The sequence below is a fragment of the Verminephrobacter aporrectodeae subsp. tuberculatae At4 genome (genome assembly GCF_000193225.1).
GTDB classification, from domain to species: Bacteria; Pseudomonadota; Gammaproteobacteria; order Burkholderiales; family Burkholderiaceae_C; genus Acidovorax; species Acidovorax aporrectodeae.
On record NZ_AFAL01000350.1, the window covers coordinates 26,930 to 42,466 of the forward strand.

At 66.5% G+C, this 15,537-nt stretch carries 15 protein-coding genes, 2 tRNA genes and 2 pseudogenes; 5 read left to right on the top strand and 14 right to left on the bottom strand.

Annotation, left to right across the window (positions count from 1 at the left end):
* Nucleotides 1-5 precede the first annotated feature (5 nt).
* The 9 genes and pseudogenes from VTU_RS0106920 to rpsO form a co-directional block, all read right to left on the bottom strand.
* Nucleotides 6-629 carry an NADH-quinone oxidoreductase subunit C gene (locus VTU_RS0106920; RefSeq protein ID WP_029554168.1) on the bottom strand — a complete coding sequence of 208 codons (624 nt, stop codon included), beginning with the start codon at nucleotides 627-629 and terminating at the stop codon, nucleotides 6-8.
* A gap of 10 nt (nucleotides 630-639) precedes the next feature.
* Nucleotides 640-1,119: a NuoB/complex I 20 kDa subunit family protein gene (locus VTU_RS0106925; protein WP_010102653.1), complete on the bottom strand. Its 480-nt coding sequence runs from the start codon at nucleotides 1,117-1,119 to the stop codon at nucleotides 640-642.
* A 29-nt stretch (nucleotides 1,120-1,148) separates the two neighbouring features.
* The gene (locus VTU_RS0106930) at nucleotides 1,149-1,508 is read right to left on the bottom strand and encodes an NADH-quinone oxidoreductase subunit A (RefSeq protein ID WP_029554169.1); all 360 of its coding nucleotides are present in this window, start codon (nucleotides 1,506-1,508) and stop codon (nucleotides 1,149-1,151) included.
* A gap of 62 nt (nucleotides 1,509-1,570) precedes the next feature.
* Nucleotides 1,571-1,655: transfer RNA gene (locus VTU_RS0106935), tRNA-Leu, on the bottom strand.
* 106 nt (nucleotides 1,656-1,761) lie between these two features.
* Nucleotides 1,762-2,130 (bottom strand): preprotein translocase subunit SecG, encoded by a 369-nt coding sequence (gene secG / locus VTU_RS0106940; protein WP_029554170.1) that lies wholly within the window; start codon nucleotides 2,128-2,130, stop codon nucleotides 1,762-1,764.
* Nucleotides 2,127-2,911, bottom strand: a pseudogene (gene tpiA, locus VTU_RS26400) (triose-phosphate isomerase). Before tpiA ends, secG begins: the two are co-directional and overlap by 4 nt.
* A complete protein-coding gene (locus VTU_RS0106950; RefSeq protein ID WP_010102660.1) occupies nucleotides 2,908-3,900 on the bottom strand; it encodes an NAD(P)H-quinone oxidoreductase in 993 nt (330 codons plus the stop codon). The pseudogene tpiA and the gene VTU_RS0106950 overlap by 4 nt, the downstream one beginning before the upstream one ends.
* Before the next feature lie 82 nt (nucleotides 3,901-3,982).
* Entirely contained in the window at nucleotides 3,983-6,232 is a 2,250-nt protein-coding gene (pnp, locus tag VTU_RS0106955; RefSeq protein WP_010102662.1) for a polyribonucleotide nucleotidyltransferase, read from the bottom strand.
* A 197-nt stretch (nucleotides 6,233-6,429) separates the two neighbouring features.
* Nucleotides 6,430-6,696, bottom strand: coding sequence for a 30S ribosomal protein S15 (rpsO, locus tag VTU_RS0106960; RefSeq protein ID WP_010102664.1), 267 nt, complete (start codon nucleotides 6,694-6,696; stop codon nucleotides 6,430-6,432).
* A 394-nt stretch (nucleotides 6,697-7,090) separates the two neighbouring features.
* On the opposite strand from rpsO, the gene VTU_RS0106965 reads away from it, so the two are divergent.
* Together VTU_RS0106965 and VTU_RS0106970 are read left to right on the top strand one after the other, a co-directional pair.
* Nucleotides 7,091-7,336: a hypothetical protein gene (locus VTU_RS0106965; RefSeq protein WP_010102666.1), complete on the top strand. Its 246-nt coding sequence runs from the start codon at nucleotides 7,091-7,093 to the stop codon at nucleotides 7,334-7,336.
* Nucleotides 7,337-7,565: 229 nt separating this feature from the next.
* Nucleotides 7,566-8,714, top strand: a complete 1,149-nt coding sequence (locus tag VTU_RS0106970) for a 3-deoxy-7-phosphoheptulonate synthase (RefSeq protein WP_050809444.1) — start codon at nucleotides 7,566-7,568, stop codon at nucleotides 8,712-8,714.
* Nucleotides 8,715-8,779: 65 nt separating this feature from the next.
* Here the strand turns inward: VTU_RS0106970 and VTU_RS0106975 are convergent, their stop codons facing one another.
* Nucleotides 8,780-9,574, bottom strand: a complete 795-nt coding sequence (locus tag VTU_RS0106975; protein WP_010102670.1) for an enoyl-CoA hydratase/isomerase family protein — start codon at nucleotides 9,572-9,574, stop codon at nucleotides 8,780-8,782.
* 455 nt (nucleotides 9,575-10,029) lie between these two features.
* Here VTU_RS0106975 and tolQ point away from each other — a divergent pair, with 455 nt between their 5' ends.
* The 3 genes and pseudogenes from tolQ (at nucleotide 10,030) to VTU_RS26405 (ending at nucleotide 12,058) form a co-directional block, all read left to right on the top strand.
* Complete coding sequence (gene tolQ, locus VTU_RS0106980; RefSeq protein ID WP_029554171.1) at nucleotides 10,030-10,722, top strand: protein TolQ; 693 nt, start codon at nucleotides 10,030-10,032, stop codon at nucleotides 10,720-10,722.
* Between the two features lie 16 nt (nucleotides 10,723-10,738).
* Nucleotides 10,739-11,167: a biopolymer transporter ExbD gene (locus VTU_RS0106985; RefSeq protein ID WP_010102674.1), complete on the top strand. Its 429-nt coding sequence runs from the start codon at nucleotides 10,739-10,741 to the stop codon at nucleotides 11,165-11,167.
* Nucleotides 11,168-11,198: 31 nt separating this feature from the next.
* A pseudogene (locus VTU_RS26405) lies at nucleotides 11,199-12,058 on the top strand (TonB C-terminal domain-containing protein).
* Nucleotides 12,059-12,113: 55 nt separating this feature from the next.
* Here the strand turns inward: VTU_RS26405 and VTU_RS0106995 are convergent.
* The 4 genes from VTU_RS0106995 to pheT form a co-directional block, all read right to left on the bottom strand.
* Nucleotides 12,114-12,190, bottom strand: a tRNA-Pro gene (locus tag VTU_RS0106995).
* A gap of 12 nt (nucleotides 12,191-12,202) precedes the next feature.
* On the bottom strand, nucleotides 12,203-12,634 hold the full coding sequence (locus tag VTU_RS0107000) for a MerR family transcriptional regulator (RefSeq protein WP_010102676.1): 432 nt from the start codon (nucleotides 12,632-12,634) through the stop codon (nucleotides 12,203-12,205).
* 75 nt (nucleotides 12,635-12,709) lie between these two features.
* Nucleotides 12,710-13,036, bottom strand: a complete 327-nt coding sequence (locus VTU_RS0107005) for an integration host factor subunit alpha (protein ID WP_010102677.1) — start codon at nucleotides 13,034-13,036, stop codon at nucleotides 12,710-12,712.
* Between the two features lie 25 nt (nucleotides 13,037-13,061).
* Nucleotides 13,062-15,509 (bottom strand): phenylalanine--tRNA ligase subunit beta, encoded by a 2,448-nt coding sequence (gene pheT / locus VTU_RS0107010; protein WP_010102681.1) that lies wholly within the window; start codon nucleotides 15,507-15,509, stop codon nucleotides 13,062-13,064.
* Between the last annotated feature and the right edge of the window lie 28 nt (nucleotides 15,510-15,537).

The window sequence follows — 15,537 nt, forward strand, 5'->3', positions numbered from 1 at the left end:
GTGGATCACAGGGGCGCGCCGCGGCGCAGGCCTGCATACGATTCCTCGCGGACGATGCGCGGCGTGTTCTCGCGCGGCTCGATGCTCACGGGCTCGTAGACCACGCGGCGCAGTTCGGCGTCGTAGCGCATTTCCACATGGCCGGACAGCGGGAAGTCCTTGCGCATCGGGTGGCCGACGAAGCCGTAGTCGGTGAGGATGCGGCGCAGGTCGTCGTGGCCGTCGAACACGATGCCAAACAGGTCGAAGGCCTCGCGCTCGTACCAGTTCGCCGAATTCCACAGCCCGGACACGGAGGCCAGCAGCGGCAAATCGTCGTCCGGGCAGAACACCTTCACGCGCAGGCGCTGGTTCAGGCTGACGGACAGCAGATGCACCACCACGCAGTAGCGCGGCCCCTCGTGCACCGCGTCGGCGTACGTGGAGTAGTCCACGCCGCACAGGTCGATCAGTTGCTCGAAGCGGCAAGCCTCGGCGTCGCGCAGCACGCGCATCGCGTCGAGGTAGTCGGCGGCGGCGAGCAGCACGCTGACCTCGCCCAGCACCCGCGTGCTCTGGCGCACCCGGGCGCCGAGCGCCGCGCAGACAGTGTCCTGGAGTTTTTCTGGCCGAATGGCAACAGCGCTCATCATCGATCCTTCAAGCGCGCGCAATGGTGTGCGTGCGGCGAATTTTTTGCTGCAACTGGATGATTCCGTAGAGCAGCGCCTCCGCCGTCGGCGGGCAGCCGGGCACGTAGACATCGACCGGAACGATGCGGTCGCAACCGCGCACCACCGAATAGCTGTAGTGGTAGTAGCCGCCGCCGTTGGCGCAGGAGCCCATGGACAAAACCCAGCGCGGCTCGGACATCTGGTCGTAGACCTTGCGCAGCGCGGGCGCCATCTTGTTGCACAGCGTTCCGGCAACGATCATCAGGTCGGACTGGCGCGGGCTCGCGCGAAACACCTCGGCGCCAAAGCGGCCGATGTCGTAGCGCGCCGCAGCCGAGTGCATCATCTCGACGGCGCAGCAGGCCAGGCCAAAGGTCATCGGCCACAGCGAACCGGTCTTGGCCCAGTTCACCACGGCGTCGTAGCTCGTGGTGGCAAAGCCCTGCTTCATCACGCCTTCAATCATTGCATCCTCCTTGGTTTGCTGCGGCCCGCTCATTCCCAGTCCAGCGCCCCCTTTTTCCATTCGTAGACAAAGCCCACGATCAGCACGGCCAGGAAGATCAGCACCGCCACGAAGCCGGTGCCGCCGACCTCGCGCAGCGTCACCGCCCAGGGGAAGAGGAACGCGATTTCGAGATCGAACAGGATGAACAAAATGGCCACGAGGTAGTAGCGCACGTCGAACTTCATGCGCGCGTCTTCGAAGGCTTCAAAGCCGCATTCGTAGGGGGAGTTCTTCGCGGCGTCCGGGCGATTCGGGCCCAGTATGCGGCCGATGACGAGGGGGACGACGCCAACCGCGCTGCCGACCAAGATGAACAAAAGGACGGGGAGGTACTGATCGAGGTTCATCTTGCGGATTGGATCATCGCTGTGGCCCTGCCAAGCCATGCGGGCAGGCCTTTGCTTTGTTCTGGTGCCGTCGGCGAGACTCGAACTCGCACAGCTTGCGCCACTACCCCCTCAAGGTAGCGTGTCTACCAATTTCACCACGACGGCTGTCTTTCGCGTCCGGATGGCATGAGGAACCCTGCGGTTTTGGCTGGTCCGGACAATCGGCGATTCTACTCCGGAAAAACCCTGTGGGCTCTCTGCGATCTCCAGATTATTTGGTCGGAATCTGCGCGGCGCCCGAGGCCGGCGTCGCTGGTGGCGCGGTGGCGGCCGACGCCGCGTCCGCGGGCTGCGCGGCGGCAGCAGCAGGGGCCTCCAGCACGCTGCCCGAACCTGCGGGACGGGCGTGGCCAAAGTACGCCAAGGCCAGCGTGGAGGCGAGGAACACCGAAGCCAGCACCGCCGTGGTACGCGACAGGAAGTTGGCGCTGCCGCTCGCGCCAAACAGGCTGCCCGAACTGCCGCTGCCAAACGCCGCGCCCATGTCCGCGCCCTTGCCGTGCTGGATCAGGATCAGACCGATCATCACCAGCGCCGCGAGCATCTGCACGGCAAAAATCACATTCACGATCACGTTCATTCTTTGCCCACTCCTGATGCGATGACTGCGGCGCCATGGGCCGCGGCAATGATTGCCAAAAAGTCGGGGGCCTTGAGCGAGGCACGCCGACCAACCCCCCGTCGATGTCGGGCTGCGCCAGCAAGGGCGCCGCGTTCGCCGCGTTCAGACTGCCGCCGTAGAGCAGGCGGATGCGCCCGGCCTGCGCGCTCGCGGCGCGCAGTTGCGCGCGCAAAACGGCGTGCACCGCCTGCGCCTGCGCGGGCGACGCCGTGTGCCCCGTGCCGATCGCCCAGACCGGCTCGTACGCCAGCGCCACTTCGCTGATGCAATGGCCGTTGCGCTGGATCACCGCCGCAAGCTGGCGCCTGACCACGGCCTCGGTCTGGCCGGCCTCGCGCTCTTGCAGCGTCTCGCCCACGCAGACGATGGGCGTCAGGCCCGCAGCCAGCGCGCGCTGCGCCTTCTGCGCCACCACCTGGTCGGTTTCGCCGTGGTACTGGCGGCGTTCCGAATGCCCCACCAGCGTGTAGCGCACGCCAAAGTCCCTGAGCATGGCCGCGGAGACCTCGCCGGTGTACGCGCCCGCTTCGTGCTGCGACACGTCCTGCGCCGCCAGCGCGAGCACCGTTCCCGCAGTCAGCGCCTGCACCTGCGCCAGATAGGGCGCGGGCACCGCGAGCGCCAGGTCGCAGGCCGCGTCTCCGATTCCGGCGAGGATGGCGTGCAACAGGGCCTCGTTCGCCGCCAGGTCGCCGTTCATCTTCCAGTTGGCCGCGATGAGTTTTTTCTTGTCGTTCATGGTGACCAGGTCAAAACAATTTTTCCGATATGCCGATTCGATTCCATCAGCGCATGCGCCTGCGCCGCATCCGCCGCAGAGAACGTGCTGTGAATCACGGGACGCACCTGGCCCGAGGCCAGCCGGGGCCAGACCTGCTCGCGCAGTGCGCGCGCAATCGCCCCCTTGAACGCCACGGGGCGGGGGCGCAGGGTCGACCCCGTGATCGTGAGCCGGCGCCGCAGCACCAGCCCCGCGTCGAAGCCGCTGCGCACGCCGCCTTGCACTGCGATGATGGCGATGCGGCCATCCTCGGCCAGGCATTCCACTTCACGCGCCACGTAGTCGCCGGCGACCATGTCGAGCACCACGTCCACTCCCTTGCCCTGCGTGATGCGCCGGACCTCCTCGACAAAGTCCTGCGTGCGGTAGTTGATCGCCTGTTGCGCGCCCAGCGCCAGGCAGGCCGCGCATTTCTCCTCGCTGCCCGCGGTGGCGATGACCGTGGCGCCAAAGGCCCGCGCCAGCTGGATGGCTGCGACGCCGATACCGCTTGTCCCGCCCTGCACCAGCAGGCTCTCGCCCGCCTGCAAGCGGCCGCGGTCAAAGACATTGCTCCACACCGTGAAAAAGGTCTCGGGCAGCGCGGCCGCCTGCACATCGCTCAGGCCCTCGGGAACCGGCAGGCATTGCACGACCGGCGCGACGCAGAACTCGGCGTAGCCGCCGCCGGCAAGCAGCGCGCAGACGCGGTCGCCGACCTGGATTCCCGCCTCGGCCATGGCCGCAGAGTCCCCCGACTCGACCACGCCGGCGACTTCCAGCCCCGGAATGTCCGACGCGCCCGGTGGCGGGGCGTAGTGCCCGAGCCGCTGCAGCACATCGGGGCGGTTCACGCCGCTGGCGCGAACGCGGATCAGCAGTTCGCCCGCGCCCGGCTGCGGCACCGGGCGTTCGCCCGGGAGCAGCACCTCGGGCTTGCCAAAGGAGGTGATCTCGACAGCGCGCATGCTGCGGTTCATCGATGCATGGGGTTGAGAAATGGTGTGGGCTGCCCGCCTGGGTGGCGGGCGCAGCCCAAGGCAGAAAAGCTCAGTCCAGGACCTGCCTGGACGCCGCGTCGTCGTCGGGCTGCTGCAAGGGCAACGGCTGTTGGTGCTGTTGCTCCACCGGCTGGCGCCCCGCGTCACGCCCCTGGTGGCGCGGCTCGCGCTCGGCAAACGCAGGGCGGTCGCCGCTGCCCCCGGCGGGGCGCTCGGCGAGCACCTTCATCGACAGCTTGATGCGGCCCTTTTCGTCGGTCTCCATGACCTTGACCTTCACGACCTGGCCCTCGCTCAGGTAGTCGGAGACCCGCTCGACGCGCTCGTGCGCGATCTGGCTGATGTGCAGCAGACCGTCCTTGCCGGGCAGCAGATTGACCAGCGCGCCGAAGTCCAGAATCTTCGTCACCGCGCCCTCGTAGATCTTGCCGATCTCGACCTCGGCCGTGATCTGCTCGATGCGGCGCTTGGCCTCGTCGGCCTGGGCGGCCTGCGTCGCGGCGATGGTGATCGTTCCGTCCTCGCCGATGTCGATCTGGCAACCGGTCTCCTCGGTCAGCGCGCGGATCACCGCACCGCCCTTGCCGATCACGTCGCGGATCTTCTCGGGGTTGATCTTCATCGTGTAGAGCTTGGGCGCGAAGTGCGACACCTCGGCCTTGGACTCGCCCATGGCCTCCTGCATCTTGCCCAGGATATGCATGCGCGCCTCCTTGGCCTGCGCCAGAGCCACCTGCATGATCTCCCGGGTGATTCCCTGGATCTTGATGTCCATCTGCAAGGCGGTGATTCCCTCGGTCGTGCCGGCGACCTTGAAGTCCATGTCGCCCAGATGGTCCTCGTCGCCGAGGATGTCGGTGAGGACGGCAAAGCGGTTGCCGTCCTTGATCAGGCCCATGGCGATGCCCGCGACATGCGCCTTCAGCGGCACGCCTGCGTCCATCAGCGACAGGCAGCCGCCGCAGACCGAGGCCATCGACGAGGAGCCGTTGGACTCGGTGATCTCCGAGACCACGCGCAGGGTGTAGGGGAACTCTTCCTTGCTCGGCAGCACGGCCGCCAGCGCGCGCTTGGCCAGACGGCCGTGGCCGATTTCGCGGCGCTTGGTCGAACCCATGCGGCCCACCTCGCCGGTGGCGAAAGGCGGCATGTTGTAGTGCAGCATGAAGCGGTCCTCGTACTCGCCCGCGAGCGCGTCGATGCGCTGCGCGTCGCGCTCGGTGCCCAGCGTGGTCACCACCAGCGCCTGCGTTTCGCCGCGCGTGAACAGCGCCGAGCCATGCGCGCGGGGCAGCACGCCGCTGCGGATTTCGATGGCGCGCACGGTGCGCGTGTCGCGGCCGTCGATGCGCGGCTCGCCCGCCAGGATCTGGCTGCGGACGATTCCGGCCTCGATGTCGAACAGCATGCCCTCGACCTTCGTGGCGTCGAACCCCAGGCCCCCGGCCGCGAGGTCCGAGAGAACCGCGGCGTAGGCTTCGCGGCAGGCCTGCGTGCGCGCCTGCTTGTTGCGCAGCTGGTACGCGGCGCGCAGCCGGTCGTTGGCCAGCGCCGTGACCTTGGCGATCAGGGCCTCGTCACGGGCGGGTGCCGCCCACTGCCACACGGGCTTGCCGGCCTCCCGCACCAAATCGTGGATCGCGTCGATCACCACCTTGCCCTGCGCATGGCCGAACACCACGGCGCCGAGCATGATTTCTTCGGGCAACTGCCGGGCCTCGGATTCGACCATCAGCACGGCGGCCTCAGTGCCGGCGACGACCAGGTCCAACTGCGAGTTCTTGCGCGCCGTCGGGCCCGGGTTGAGCCGGTACTCACCGTCGATATAACCCACGCGCGCGGCGCCGATGGGGCCGTTGAACGGAATGCCCGAAATGGCCAAGGCCGCGCTGCTGGCGATGAGCGCGGCGATGTCGGCGTCCACCTCGGGGTTCAGCGACAGGGTGTGGATGACCACATGCACTTCGTTGAGAAAGCCCTCGGGGAACAGCGGACGGATCGGGCGGTCGATGAGCCGGCTGGTCAGCGTCTCGTGTTCGCTGGGCTTGGCTTCGCGCTTGAAGAAGCTGCCGGGGATCTTGCCCGCTGCGTAAGTCTTCTCGATGTAGTCCACGGTCAGCGGGAAAAAATCCTGGCCGGGCTTGGCCGACCTGGACGCGACCACGGTGGCCAGCACCACGGTGTCGTCGATAGCCACCAGCACCGCGCCAGAGGCCTGGCGGGCGATTTCGCCGGTCTCCATGACGACGGTCTTGTCGCCCCATTGGAAGGTCTTGCTGACTTTGTTGAAAATACCCATGTCGAACTCCTGTTGTAATGGCTGGCAGCACGCTGCCGGATGGTCTTCGAGGGCAATTCACAGAACACGATGCCATTCCAGTGGAACTGCCACCGGGGGCGCCAAGCCCATTGGAATGACACAGCTTCGCTCTGTTTCGCAGCCCCGAAGCAAAAAACGCCTGAGAGCGGCCCCAGGCGTCTTTGTGCAGGGAAGTATTACTTGCGCAACCCCAGCTTGGCGATCAGGGCGGTGTAACGGTCTGCGTCCCGGGCCTTGAGGTAGTCGAGCAGCTTGCGCCGGCGGCTGACCATGCGCAGCAGGCCGCGGCGACCATGGTGGTCCTTGGCGTTCGCCTTGAAATGCGGGGTCAGCTCGTTGATGCGGGCAGTCAGCAGGGCCACCTGCACTTCCGGGCTACCGGTGTCGTTGGCCGAGCGGGCGTTCGCCTTGACGACCTCGGCCTTGATGGAGGATGCGATCATGATTTTCCTTGGAATGGAGCGGCCCGCCGCTGACGACAGACCACGGTTTTGACTTGCGCCAGCAGTTGGAACGGCCGCCGGCGTGCGTTTTGCACCATGCAAAACCGGCGAATTATAGCCCGAGCCGATTCTGAGCCGCTGCGAGCCTTGTCCAACGTGGTGAATCTGAAGGGGCGGTTCCAGGCCCCGAGCGAGGGTGGGTTGATCATCAGGAAATGGTGGTCAACATGGACGAGACGCGGCGCACGACGATCGCGCAAATTGAGCAGTTTTTGGTCGCCAGCGCGGTGGTGCAATTCACCCCCAGCCAGGACGATGAGGAGCGCTACGCACACATCAGCCGGGTGCTCAAACGCTTTGACTATTCCTGCGCCTCGGCAAGGCCGACAAAGGGGTGCTGCTGCGCTACCTGGGCCACACCAGCGGCTACAGCCGCCAGCAGCTCACGCGGCTGGTCTCCCGCTGGCAGAGCAACCGCCTGGCACCTACCCCACTGGTCAAGCGCTACATGGCTCCAAACGCCCCGTTTGCACGCAAGTACACCAGCGCCGATATGTATATTTGCCATCGCCATTGGTTGCCGCATGCATGTGGAACTGGAAGCGGCGTAATCCGTGCTCAGGCGGCTATGGACGACTGACGGGCGTTGCATGGCCTTGGCACCAACTGTTTCCACTGGTTCGTGCCGCCCGGCGCGCAGCTGTGCTACATTGCCCGCCATGCAAGCGCACGGCAGGTCTTACTTCTGGTCCTTTATCTCGCCCCCCGGCGGATGAGAGGCGCGCGCGCAAGCAGACACGAGCTCCCCCTACCAACCGCCGACGCTCCCGGGCCCGGCGGTTTTTTCGTTTTTCAGCCCTTCCGCTCTCATTCATCACGTCTCCACGAGGAAGCCCCATGACGGCCCAAGCCACCCCTCCAGCGATGCCTGGTACCGCAGCGTCGAGAAAACCAGCCAGACCGACGACGAACGCATCAAGGACATCACCGTGCTGCCCCCTCCAGAGCATCTGATCCGCTTTTTCCCGATCCGCGCAACGCCGGTCGAGACGCTGATCACCCAGACCCGCAAAAGCATCCACCACATCATGGCGGGCAAGGACGACAGGCTGTTGATCGTCATCGGTCCCTGCTCGATCCACGATCCGGCGGCCGCACTCGAATACGCACGCCGCCTCGCGGCAGCGCGTGCGCAGTACGCCGACACCCTGGAAATCGTGATGCGCGTGTACTTTGAAAAGCCGCGCACCACGGTGGGCTGGAAGGGGCTCATCAACGACCCCTACCTGGACGAGAGCTACCGCATCGACGAGGGCCTGCGCATTGCGCGCCAACTGCTCATCGAGATCAACCGCCTGGGCGTTCCGGCCGGCAGCGAGTTTCTGGACGTGATCTCGCCGCAATACATCGGTGATTTGATCAGCTGGGGCGCGATCGGCGCGCGCACCACCGAAAGCCAGGTGCACCGCGAGCTGGCCTCGGGCCTGTCCGCGCCCATCGGCTTCAAGAACGGCACCGACGGCAACATCCGCATCGCCACCGACGCCATACAGTCGGCGGGCCGGGGGCACCACTTCCTGTCGGTGCACAAGAATGGCCAGGTGGCCATCGTCAACACCAAGGGCAACAAGGACTGCCACGTCATCCTGCGCGGCGGCAAAGTCCCGAACTACGATGCCGCGAGCGTCGCCGCCGCCTGCAAGGACCTGCAGGCCGCCAAGCTGCCCGCCACGTTGATGGTCGATTGCAGCCATGCGAACAGCAGCAAGCAGCATGAAAAGCAGCTCGACGTGGCACGCGACGTCGCGGCGCAACTTGCAGGAGGATCGCGCAGCGTCTTCGGCCTGATGATCGAAAGCCACCTGAACGCGGGGGCCCAGAAATTCACGCCGGGCAAGGATCTGCCGGTCACGCTCGAATACGGCAAGAGCATTACCGACGCCTGCCTGGGTTGGGACGATTCACTGCGGGCCCTGGCGGATCTGGCGCACGCCGTGCAGGCGCGTCGCGCACGCTGAGCGCTTGGACTGTGCCGCTGACGGGGTGACCGGGTGGCCGCCGCACGGGTGCTTGGGCGCGGCATTCAGCCCTGGCGATCCCAGTCAAAGCGCAGGGGTTCGCGGGCCTGGAACCGGGCCACGGCCTGCTGGTGGTAGTCGGTGCTGTGGGCCACCGTCTGGGCGTAGGCCTCCATCTCGGCCATGGCGTGGGCGTCAAGCTGGAAAGCCTGGTTCATGATTGACTTGGCCATTCCCAGGGCCGCCGTGGAGGCGTCGGCAAAGCGCGCAGCGAGCGCGCGCGCCCGGGTTTGCAACTGCGCCTCGGGGACGATGTCGTACACGATGCCCAGCGCACGCGCTTCCTCGGCCGCCATGGTGCGCGCGGTGAACACCAGTTCCTTCGCGCGCTGCAGGCCCACGATGCGCGGCAGCAACTGCATGGCGCCGAGGTCGGGGACGAGCCCGATGCGACCGAACACGGCGCAAAAGCGCGCGCGTGGCGTGGCCAGAATGAAATCAGCGGCCAGCGCCAGGCTGAACCCGGCGCCAAAGGCCGGACCGTCAACGGCGGCAATGACGGGTTTTTCCATATTCATCAGTTCGGGGAGCCAGCGGTGCAGTTGCCGGATGCGCTCGCGCCAGGCCATGCCGCCCTGCGTGGCGTCGAGCATCTGGGTAATGTCGCCGCCGGAGCAGAAAGCGCTCCCCGCGCCGCTGAGCAGCACGGCGTGCACGGTGTCGGCGTCGCGCACCCGGGCAATCGCTGCGGCCAGTTCCTCGCGCATCTGCTGGCTCAGGGCGTTGCGCGTCCGGGGGCAGTTCAGGGTGATTTGGGCAATGCCCTCGGAGCAATCGAGCAGGACGGCGGCTTCGGTCATCGGGATTCATTCCAACAAGAATGGCGCGCGGTAGCCCGGTAGTCGATTGGCGTGCTGCGCGGGAGGGCAGGGGCCCGGATGGGCTCAGATCGGGTTCTGACCGAACAACGTCGGCCGGACTCGGGCACCTCATCCTATGCGACCATGACCCATGCGGGCATCGGGCATACCGCCACGCGGACCTGCATGCCGGATGCTGCGACGGCATCCGATAATGGGGGCCGCCGATTGGTCGCAAATTCTTTGCGTCTGTGTTCTTCGGACTCGGGCTGACAGCGCTTGCGGGAACTCAAGCAGCGGCCGGCCTGTCGTAGCCGATGTGCGGTCAGCGCAGCCACCGGCCGGCCTGGACGGTGCTACCTGCGGTTATCGCCGCCCTGCAGAACAGGGGCCGGGCATCGTTGACAATGCTGCGCTGCGCAAAAATTCCAAGACCCTTCCGCAACGACTCTTCCATGAACTCCCCAAACATGTCCATCGTCTCTCTGGTGCTGCACGCCAGCTGGGTGGTGCAACTCGTCATGCTGCTGCTGCTGGGCGTATCCGTCGCCAGCTGGGCGGCGATTTTCCGCAAGCTGTTTTCCTTGAAGCGCGTGAAGGCGCTGAACGAAGATTTCGAGCGCGAATTTTGGTCCGGCACCAGCCTCAATGAGCTGTACGCCGGCGCCGCCCGAAACGCCGCACGGATCGGCCCCATGGAACGCATCTTTGCCAGCGGAATGCGCGAGTACCAGAAGCTGCGCGAGCGCCGCATCATGGACTCGGGAACCCTGCTTGACGGCACGCGCCGCGCCATGCGCGCGAGCTTCCAGCGCGAGATGGACATGGTCGAATCCAGCCTGTCGTTCCTCGCCTCCGTGGGCTCGGTGTCTCCGTATGTGGGTCTGTTTGGCACGGTTTGGGGCATCATGCACGCCTTCACGGGCCTGGCCGGAATGGAGCAGGTGACGCTGGCCACCGTGGCCCCCGGGATTGCCGAGGCGCTGGTGGCCACGGCCCTCGGCCTGTTTTCCGCGATCCCGGCCGTGATTGCGTACAACCGCTTTGCGCGTGACATCGACCGCGTGGCCACGCACCAGGAGACCTTCATCGAGGAGTTCTCCAACATCTTGCAGCGCAATCTGGGCGCGCAGCCCGCACACCACTGACTCTGAAGGAACCCGTATGCGGACCATGTCCACCACGGCGTCGCGCAGTCGCCGCACGATCAACGAAATCAACATGGTGCCGTTCATCGACGTGATGCTGGTGCTGCTCATCATCTTCATGGTGACGGCGCCCATGCTCACGCCGGGAACGATCGACCTGCCCCGCGTGCGCAAGAAGAGCCAAGACCTGCCCCGGGTGATGGCGCAGGTCATTGTCCAGAAGGACGGCTCGCTCCAGTTCAAGACGCCCGAGGCCAGCGTCAGCCTGAGCCGGCGTGAAATCGGTGACGCAGCGCTCCGCTGGCAAAAAAGCCGGGGGCAGGACGGCGCGGTGCTCATCAGCGCCGACAAGGGCGTGCCCTACGAAACGGTGGTCCAGGCCCTGGACGCGCTGCACCAGGCGGGCGTGCAGCGCGTCGGTCTGTCCGTCAGACAAGGTGTCTGAACCGAACCCGCCCCGCGTGAATCAGACGCCCATGCACGCGCACGACGACCACGACCAATTTGCCCCGCCCCGCGCGCCTGCGCGCCTGCGCGCCATCGTGCTCGCGGTGCTGGTCCACGCGGTGTTGATCGGCGCACTGACCTGGGGGGTGCATTGGAAGAACAGCGCTGACACGCCTGCGGTGGAGGCGCAGCTGTGGGCCGTCGTGCCCGAACACGGCGCCGCACCTGCACCGCAGCCGGTCACGCCACCGCCGCAGCCGCAACCGGTTACGCCCCCCCTCCGCCGCCGCGTGCCGAGGAAGAGCCCGACACCCGCGTGGCCGACATGGCCATCGAACGCGAGAAAAAGCGCTTGGAACAGGAGCGCAAACGCAAGGAGGAAGAGCGGCGCAACCGCCTGGAGCAGGAAGAGCGTCAGCAAAAAGCGCAGCGCGAGCAGCAGCTTGCCGAGCAAAAAAAGGCCGAGCAGGACAAGCAAAAGAAACTCGTCGAGGACCGGCGCAAGGCCGAGGCGGAGGCCAGACAGCTGGCCGAACTGCGCGAAGCCAACCTGCGCCGCATTCAGGGCATGGCGGCGGGCACCACCGGCAGTGCCCAGCGCAGCGCGGGGCCTTCGGGCAGCTATGGCGATAAGGTGGCCGCCAAGGTCAAGTCGAACATCGTGTACCCCGACGCGCTCTCGGGAAACCCGCGCGCGGTGGTTGAGGTGCGGGCCGCCCCCGAGGGCAGCATCGTGGGCAAGCGCCTGATTCAGTCCAGCGGCAACAAGGCCTGGGACGAGGCCGTGCTGCGCGCGCTCGACAAGACCGAGACGCTACCGCGTGATGTGGATGGGCGGGTTCCCCCTGCGCTGGAAATCGGCTTCCAACCCCGGGATTCCCGAGATTGAGCCGGAGGCGCTACCGTGCATGAGCCGGAGCGCTGCGGCGGGAATCAAAGATCAATGGTCGGCGTGGCGGGATTCGAACTCGCGACCCCTTGCACCCCATGCAAGTGCGCTACCAGGCTGCGCTACACGCCGAAAGAGGGTGGATTATAGGCAGAAAAATCCCCCGTCCGGATCCAACAGTGCACGAATTTCAAATAACTCCTTGCGCACTGCATCCGCGTCCAGCGGGCCACCCTGGGCATCGGTGCCTGGCGCGCACAGACTCTCCTCCGGCGTTCCGGGTGCTTGCGCATCGGGCGCCGCGGCATCGAACCCGTCGGGCTCCTGCTCTTGCAGGCGATTGCGCGCCCCGTTGATGGTGAAGCCCTGCTCGTACAGCAGGTTCCGGATGCGGCGAATCATGAGCACTTCATGGTGCTGGTAGTAGCGCCGGTTGCCACGGCGCTTCATGGGGCGCAGTTGGGTGAACTCCTGCTCCCAGTAACGCAGGACATGGGGCTTGACGCCGCACAGCTGCGCCACCTCACCAATCGTGAAGTAGCGCTTGGCCGGGATCGAGGGAAAGGGTGTGTCCATGGGGTGCTGGATTCAGCAAGTCAAGCAGAAAAAACCGGCAAGCGTACCGCAGACGCACGGGGCTACGCAATGCATTCACGTGGCGGTCGCGATCTGGATCTGTTCCTTGAGTTTGCTGCTGGCATGAAACGTCACCACCCGGCGTGCGCAGATCGAAATCGCCTCGCCGGTGTGCAGATTGCGCCCCGGACGGGGGAGCTTGGCGCGGGTCTGAAAATTGCCAAAGCCCGTCAGTTTGACGTCCTGGCCCTGCGCCAAGCTGTGCGTGATCAGCGCGAAGAACGCGTCGATCATGTCCTTGGATTCGCGCTTGTTCAGGCCGATCTGCTCGAACAGCAGGCCGGCCAGTTGCGCCTTGGTCAGCGCCGGGGTCTCCAGGCTTTCGACTGCCAATTCGAGCATGGCTTCACTCCTTTTGAAAACACCATCAGACACGCAGCCTGGCACCCGTGCACTGGGCCAGCCGGGCCACCACCGCCTGCACTGCGGCATCGATTTGCGCCTCGGTCAGCGGGGCCTCGTCGTGCCCCAGGGTCAGGCGCAGGGCCAGGCTTTTCTCACCTGCTGCCAAGCCACCTGCGGGCGTTTCTTCGCCCGCACGCCGGGCCTTCGGGCGGTACAGATCAAACAGCACGGCCGCGCGCAGCATGGTGCCGGGTACGGCCTGCTGCGCCGCGGCCATGATCTCGGCGTGCGTCACGCGCTCGGCGACCACCACGGCCAGATCGCGCTCCACCGCCTGCTGCCTGGGCACGGGCTGGAACCGGGGCAGCACGCGCTGCTGCACGGCGTCGAGCGCCAGTTCGAACAGCACCGGAGCCTGCGGCAGTTCCCACGACTGGCGCCACCGGGGATGCAGTTCACCGAGAAAACCGATGGTGTCCCCGTGCAGCAGCACGCGCGCGCAGCGGCCGGGGTGCATGGCGGGGTGGCTGGCCGGCTCAAAATCGGCTTGCAGCGGGGCCAACAACGCCTCGACGTCGCCCTTCACGTCGAAGAAATCGACGGCCTGCTCCTTGCGCCCCCATTGCAGCGCATCGTTCGGGCCGTAGGCCAGGGCGGCGACGCGCATGGGCTGGTGAATGCCTTCCACGGTGCTGTCGCTGGCGCGCACGCTGGCGTCGCGCAGGAACACGCGGCCCAGTTCGAACACGCGCACGCGCTCGCTGCGGCGGTCCAGGTTGAACTGGAGTACCTGCAGCAGCGAACCGAGCAGGGTCGAGCGCATCACGCCCATTTGGCTGGCGATGGGGTTGAGCAGTTTGATGGGCTGGGTATTCGCGGCGAGTTCATGCTCCCAGCGTTCCTGCACGAAGCTGAAGTTGATCGTTTCCTGATAGCCCAGGCCCGCCAGCGCGCGGCGCACGGCAAATGGGCTGCGCCGGGTCTCGGTCGCAGGCCGGGGCGTGATCGGTGCCAGGGGGGGCGTGTCGGGCAGCTTGTCGTAGCCGAGCGTGCGTGCCACTTCCTCGATCAGGTCTTCCTCGATCGCGATGTCAAAGCGGTACGCGGGCGGCGTGACCGTGAGGCAGCCCTCGCCCGGCACCACGGGCAGGCCCAGGCGCTGCAGCGCGTCGGCGCATTGCGACTGCGTGAGCGGCATGCCGATGACCTTCGCGGCGCGCGCCACGCGCAGCGTTACGGGCTGTGGCACGGGCAGATTCAGGATCTGGTCGTCAACGGGTCCGCAGACGGTCTGCGGCGTTGCGCAGATGTCGATGACCAACTGCGTGATGCGCTCGATATGCTCCACGGTCAGGCTCGGATCGACGCCGCGTTCGAAGCGGTGGCCGGCTTCGGTCGCGAAGTGGAAGCGGCGCGAGCGCCCGGCCAGCGCCTTGGGCCACCAGAACGCGGCCTCGATGTAGATGTTGCGCGTATCCTCCGACACCGCCGTGGCGGCGCCGCCCATGATTCCGGCCAGCGATTCGACCTGCTGCGCGTCGGCGATCACCCCCACCTTGTCGTCCAGCGTGACGCGGCGGCCATCGAGCAATTCGAGTTGCTCGCCGGGCCGGCCCCAGCGCACGTCCAGGCCGCCGTGGATCTTGTCGAGGTCAAAAATATGCGAGGGGCGTCCGAGTTCGAACATCACGTAGTTGGAGATGTCCACCAACGGCGCTACGCCGCGCTGACCGCAGCGCGCCAGGCGCTCGAGCATCCACTGCGGTGTGCGGGCGCGGGCGTTCACGTTGCGCACGATGCGGCCGGAAAAGCGCCCGCACAGGTCGCTGGCGCTGACCTTCACGCGCAGCGTGTCGCTGAGCCCGGCTGCGACTGCGGGAAACGGGGGCTGCTGCAACGGCGCGCCGGTGAATGCCGAAAGTTCGCGCGCAACGCCATGGACGCTCAGGCAATGCGCGAGATTGGGCGTGAGCTTCAGGGTGAACAGGGTGTCGTCCAGGTCCAGGTGCACGCGGATGTCCTGGCCCGGGGGGGCGCCGGCGTCGAGTTCGAGCAAACCGCCGTGCTCTTGCGATAGCCCGAGTTCGCGGGCCGAGCACAGCATGCCCTGGCTTTGCACGCCGCGCAGTTCGCTTACCCGAATCAGAATGGGCTTGCCGCCCTCACCGGGCGGCAGTTCGGCGCCCACCAGGGCGCAAGGCACCTTGATTCCCGCGCGGGCGTTCGGCGCGCCGCACACGACGTCGAGCAAGGCCGCCTGCCCCACGTCAACCTGGCACAGGCGCAGGCGGTCGGCGTCGGGGTGGCGCACGGCCTGCCGGATCTCGCCCACCACGACCTTGCTGAAAGGCGGCGCCACGGGGCGCAGTTCCTCCACCTCGAGGCCGGCCATGGTCAGCGTTTCGGCCAATTCGGCCGTCGTCAGGGGCGGGTTGCAGAACGTGCGCAACCAGGATTCAGGAAATTGCATGCTCGGACTCTGGTGGGTAGCGGGGCGC

What these genes read in the sequence shown, in the direction of transcription:
- VTU_RS0106920 (WP_029554168.1), bottom strand. Translation starts at nt 629, where the DNA reads ATGAGCGCTGTTGCCATTCGGCCAGAAAAACTCCAGGACACTGTCTGC.
- VTU_RS0106925 (WP_010102653.1), bottom strand. Translation starts at nt 1,119, where the DNA reads ATGATTGAAGGCGTGATGAAGCAGGGCTTTGCCACCACGAGCTACGAC.
- VTU_RS0106930 (WP_029554169.1), bottom strand. Translation starts at nt 1,508, where the DNA reads ATGAACCTCGATCAGTACCTCCCCGTCCTTTTGTTCATCTTGGTCGGC.
- secG (WP_029554170.1), bottom strand. Translation starts at nt 2,130, where the DNA reads ATGAACGTGATCGTGAATGTGATTTTTGCCGTGCAGATGCTCGCGGCG.
- VTU_RS0106950 (WP_010102660.1), bottom strand. Translation starts at nt 3,900, where the DNA reads ATGCGCGCTGTCGAGATCACCTCCTTTGGCAAGCCCGAGGTGCTGCTC.
- pnp (WP_010102662.1), bottom strand. Translation starts at nt 6,232, where the DNA reads ATGGGTATTTTCAACAAAGTCAGCAAGACCTTCCAATGGGGCGACAAG.
- rpsO (WP_010102664.1), bottom strand. Translation starts at nt 6,696, where the DNA reads ATGATCGCATCCTCCATCAAGGCCGAGGTCGTCAAGGCGAACGCCCGC.
- VTU_RS0106975 (WP_010102670.1), bottom strand. Translation starts at nt 9,574, where the DNA reads ATGACCGAAGCCGCCGTCCTGCTCGATTGCTCCGAGGGCATTGCCCAA.
- tolQ (WP_029554171.1), top strand. Translation starts at nt 10,030, where the DNA reads ATGAACTCCCCAAACATGTCCATCGTCTCTCTGGTGCTGCACGCCAGC.
- VTU_RS0106985 (WP_010102674.1), top strand. Translation starts at nt 10,739, where the DNA reads ATGCGGACCATGTCCACCACGGCGTCGCGCAGTCGCCGCACGATCAAC.
- VTU_RS0107000 (WP_010102676.1), bottom strand. Translation starts at nt 12,634, where the DNA reads ATGGACACACCCTTTCCCTCGATCCCGGCCAAGCGCTACTTCACGATT.
- VTU_RS0107005 (WP_010102677.1), bottom strand. Translation starts at nt 13,036, where the DNA reads ATGCTCGAATTGGCAGTCGAAAGCCTGGAGACCCCGGCGCTGACCAAG.
- pheT (WP_010102681.1), bottom strand. Translation starts at nt 15,509, where the DNA reads ATGCAATTTCCTGAATCCTGGTTGCGCACGTTCTGCAACCCGCCCCTG.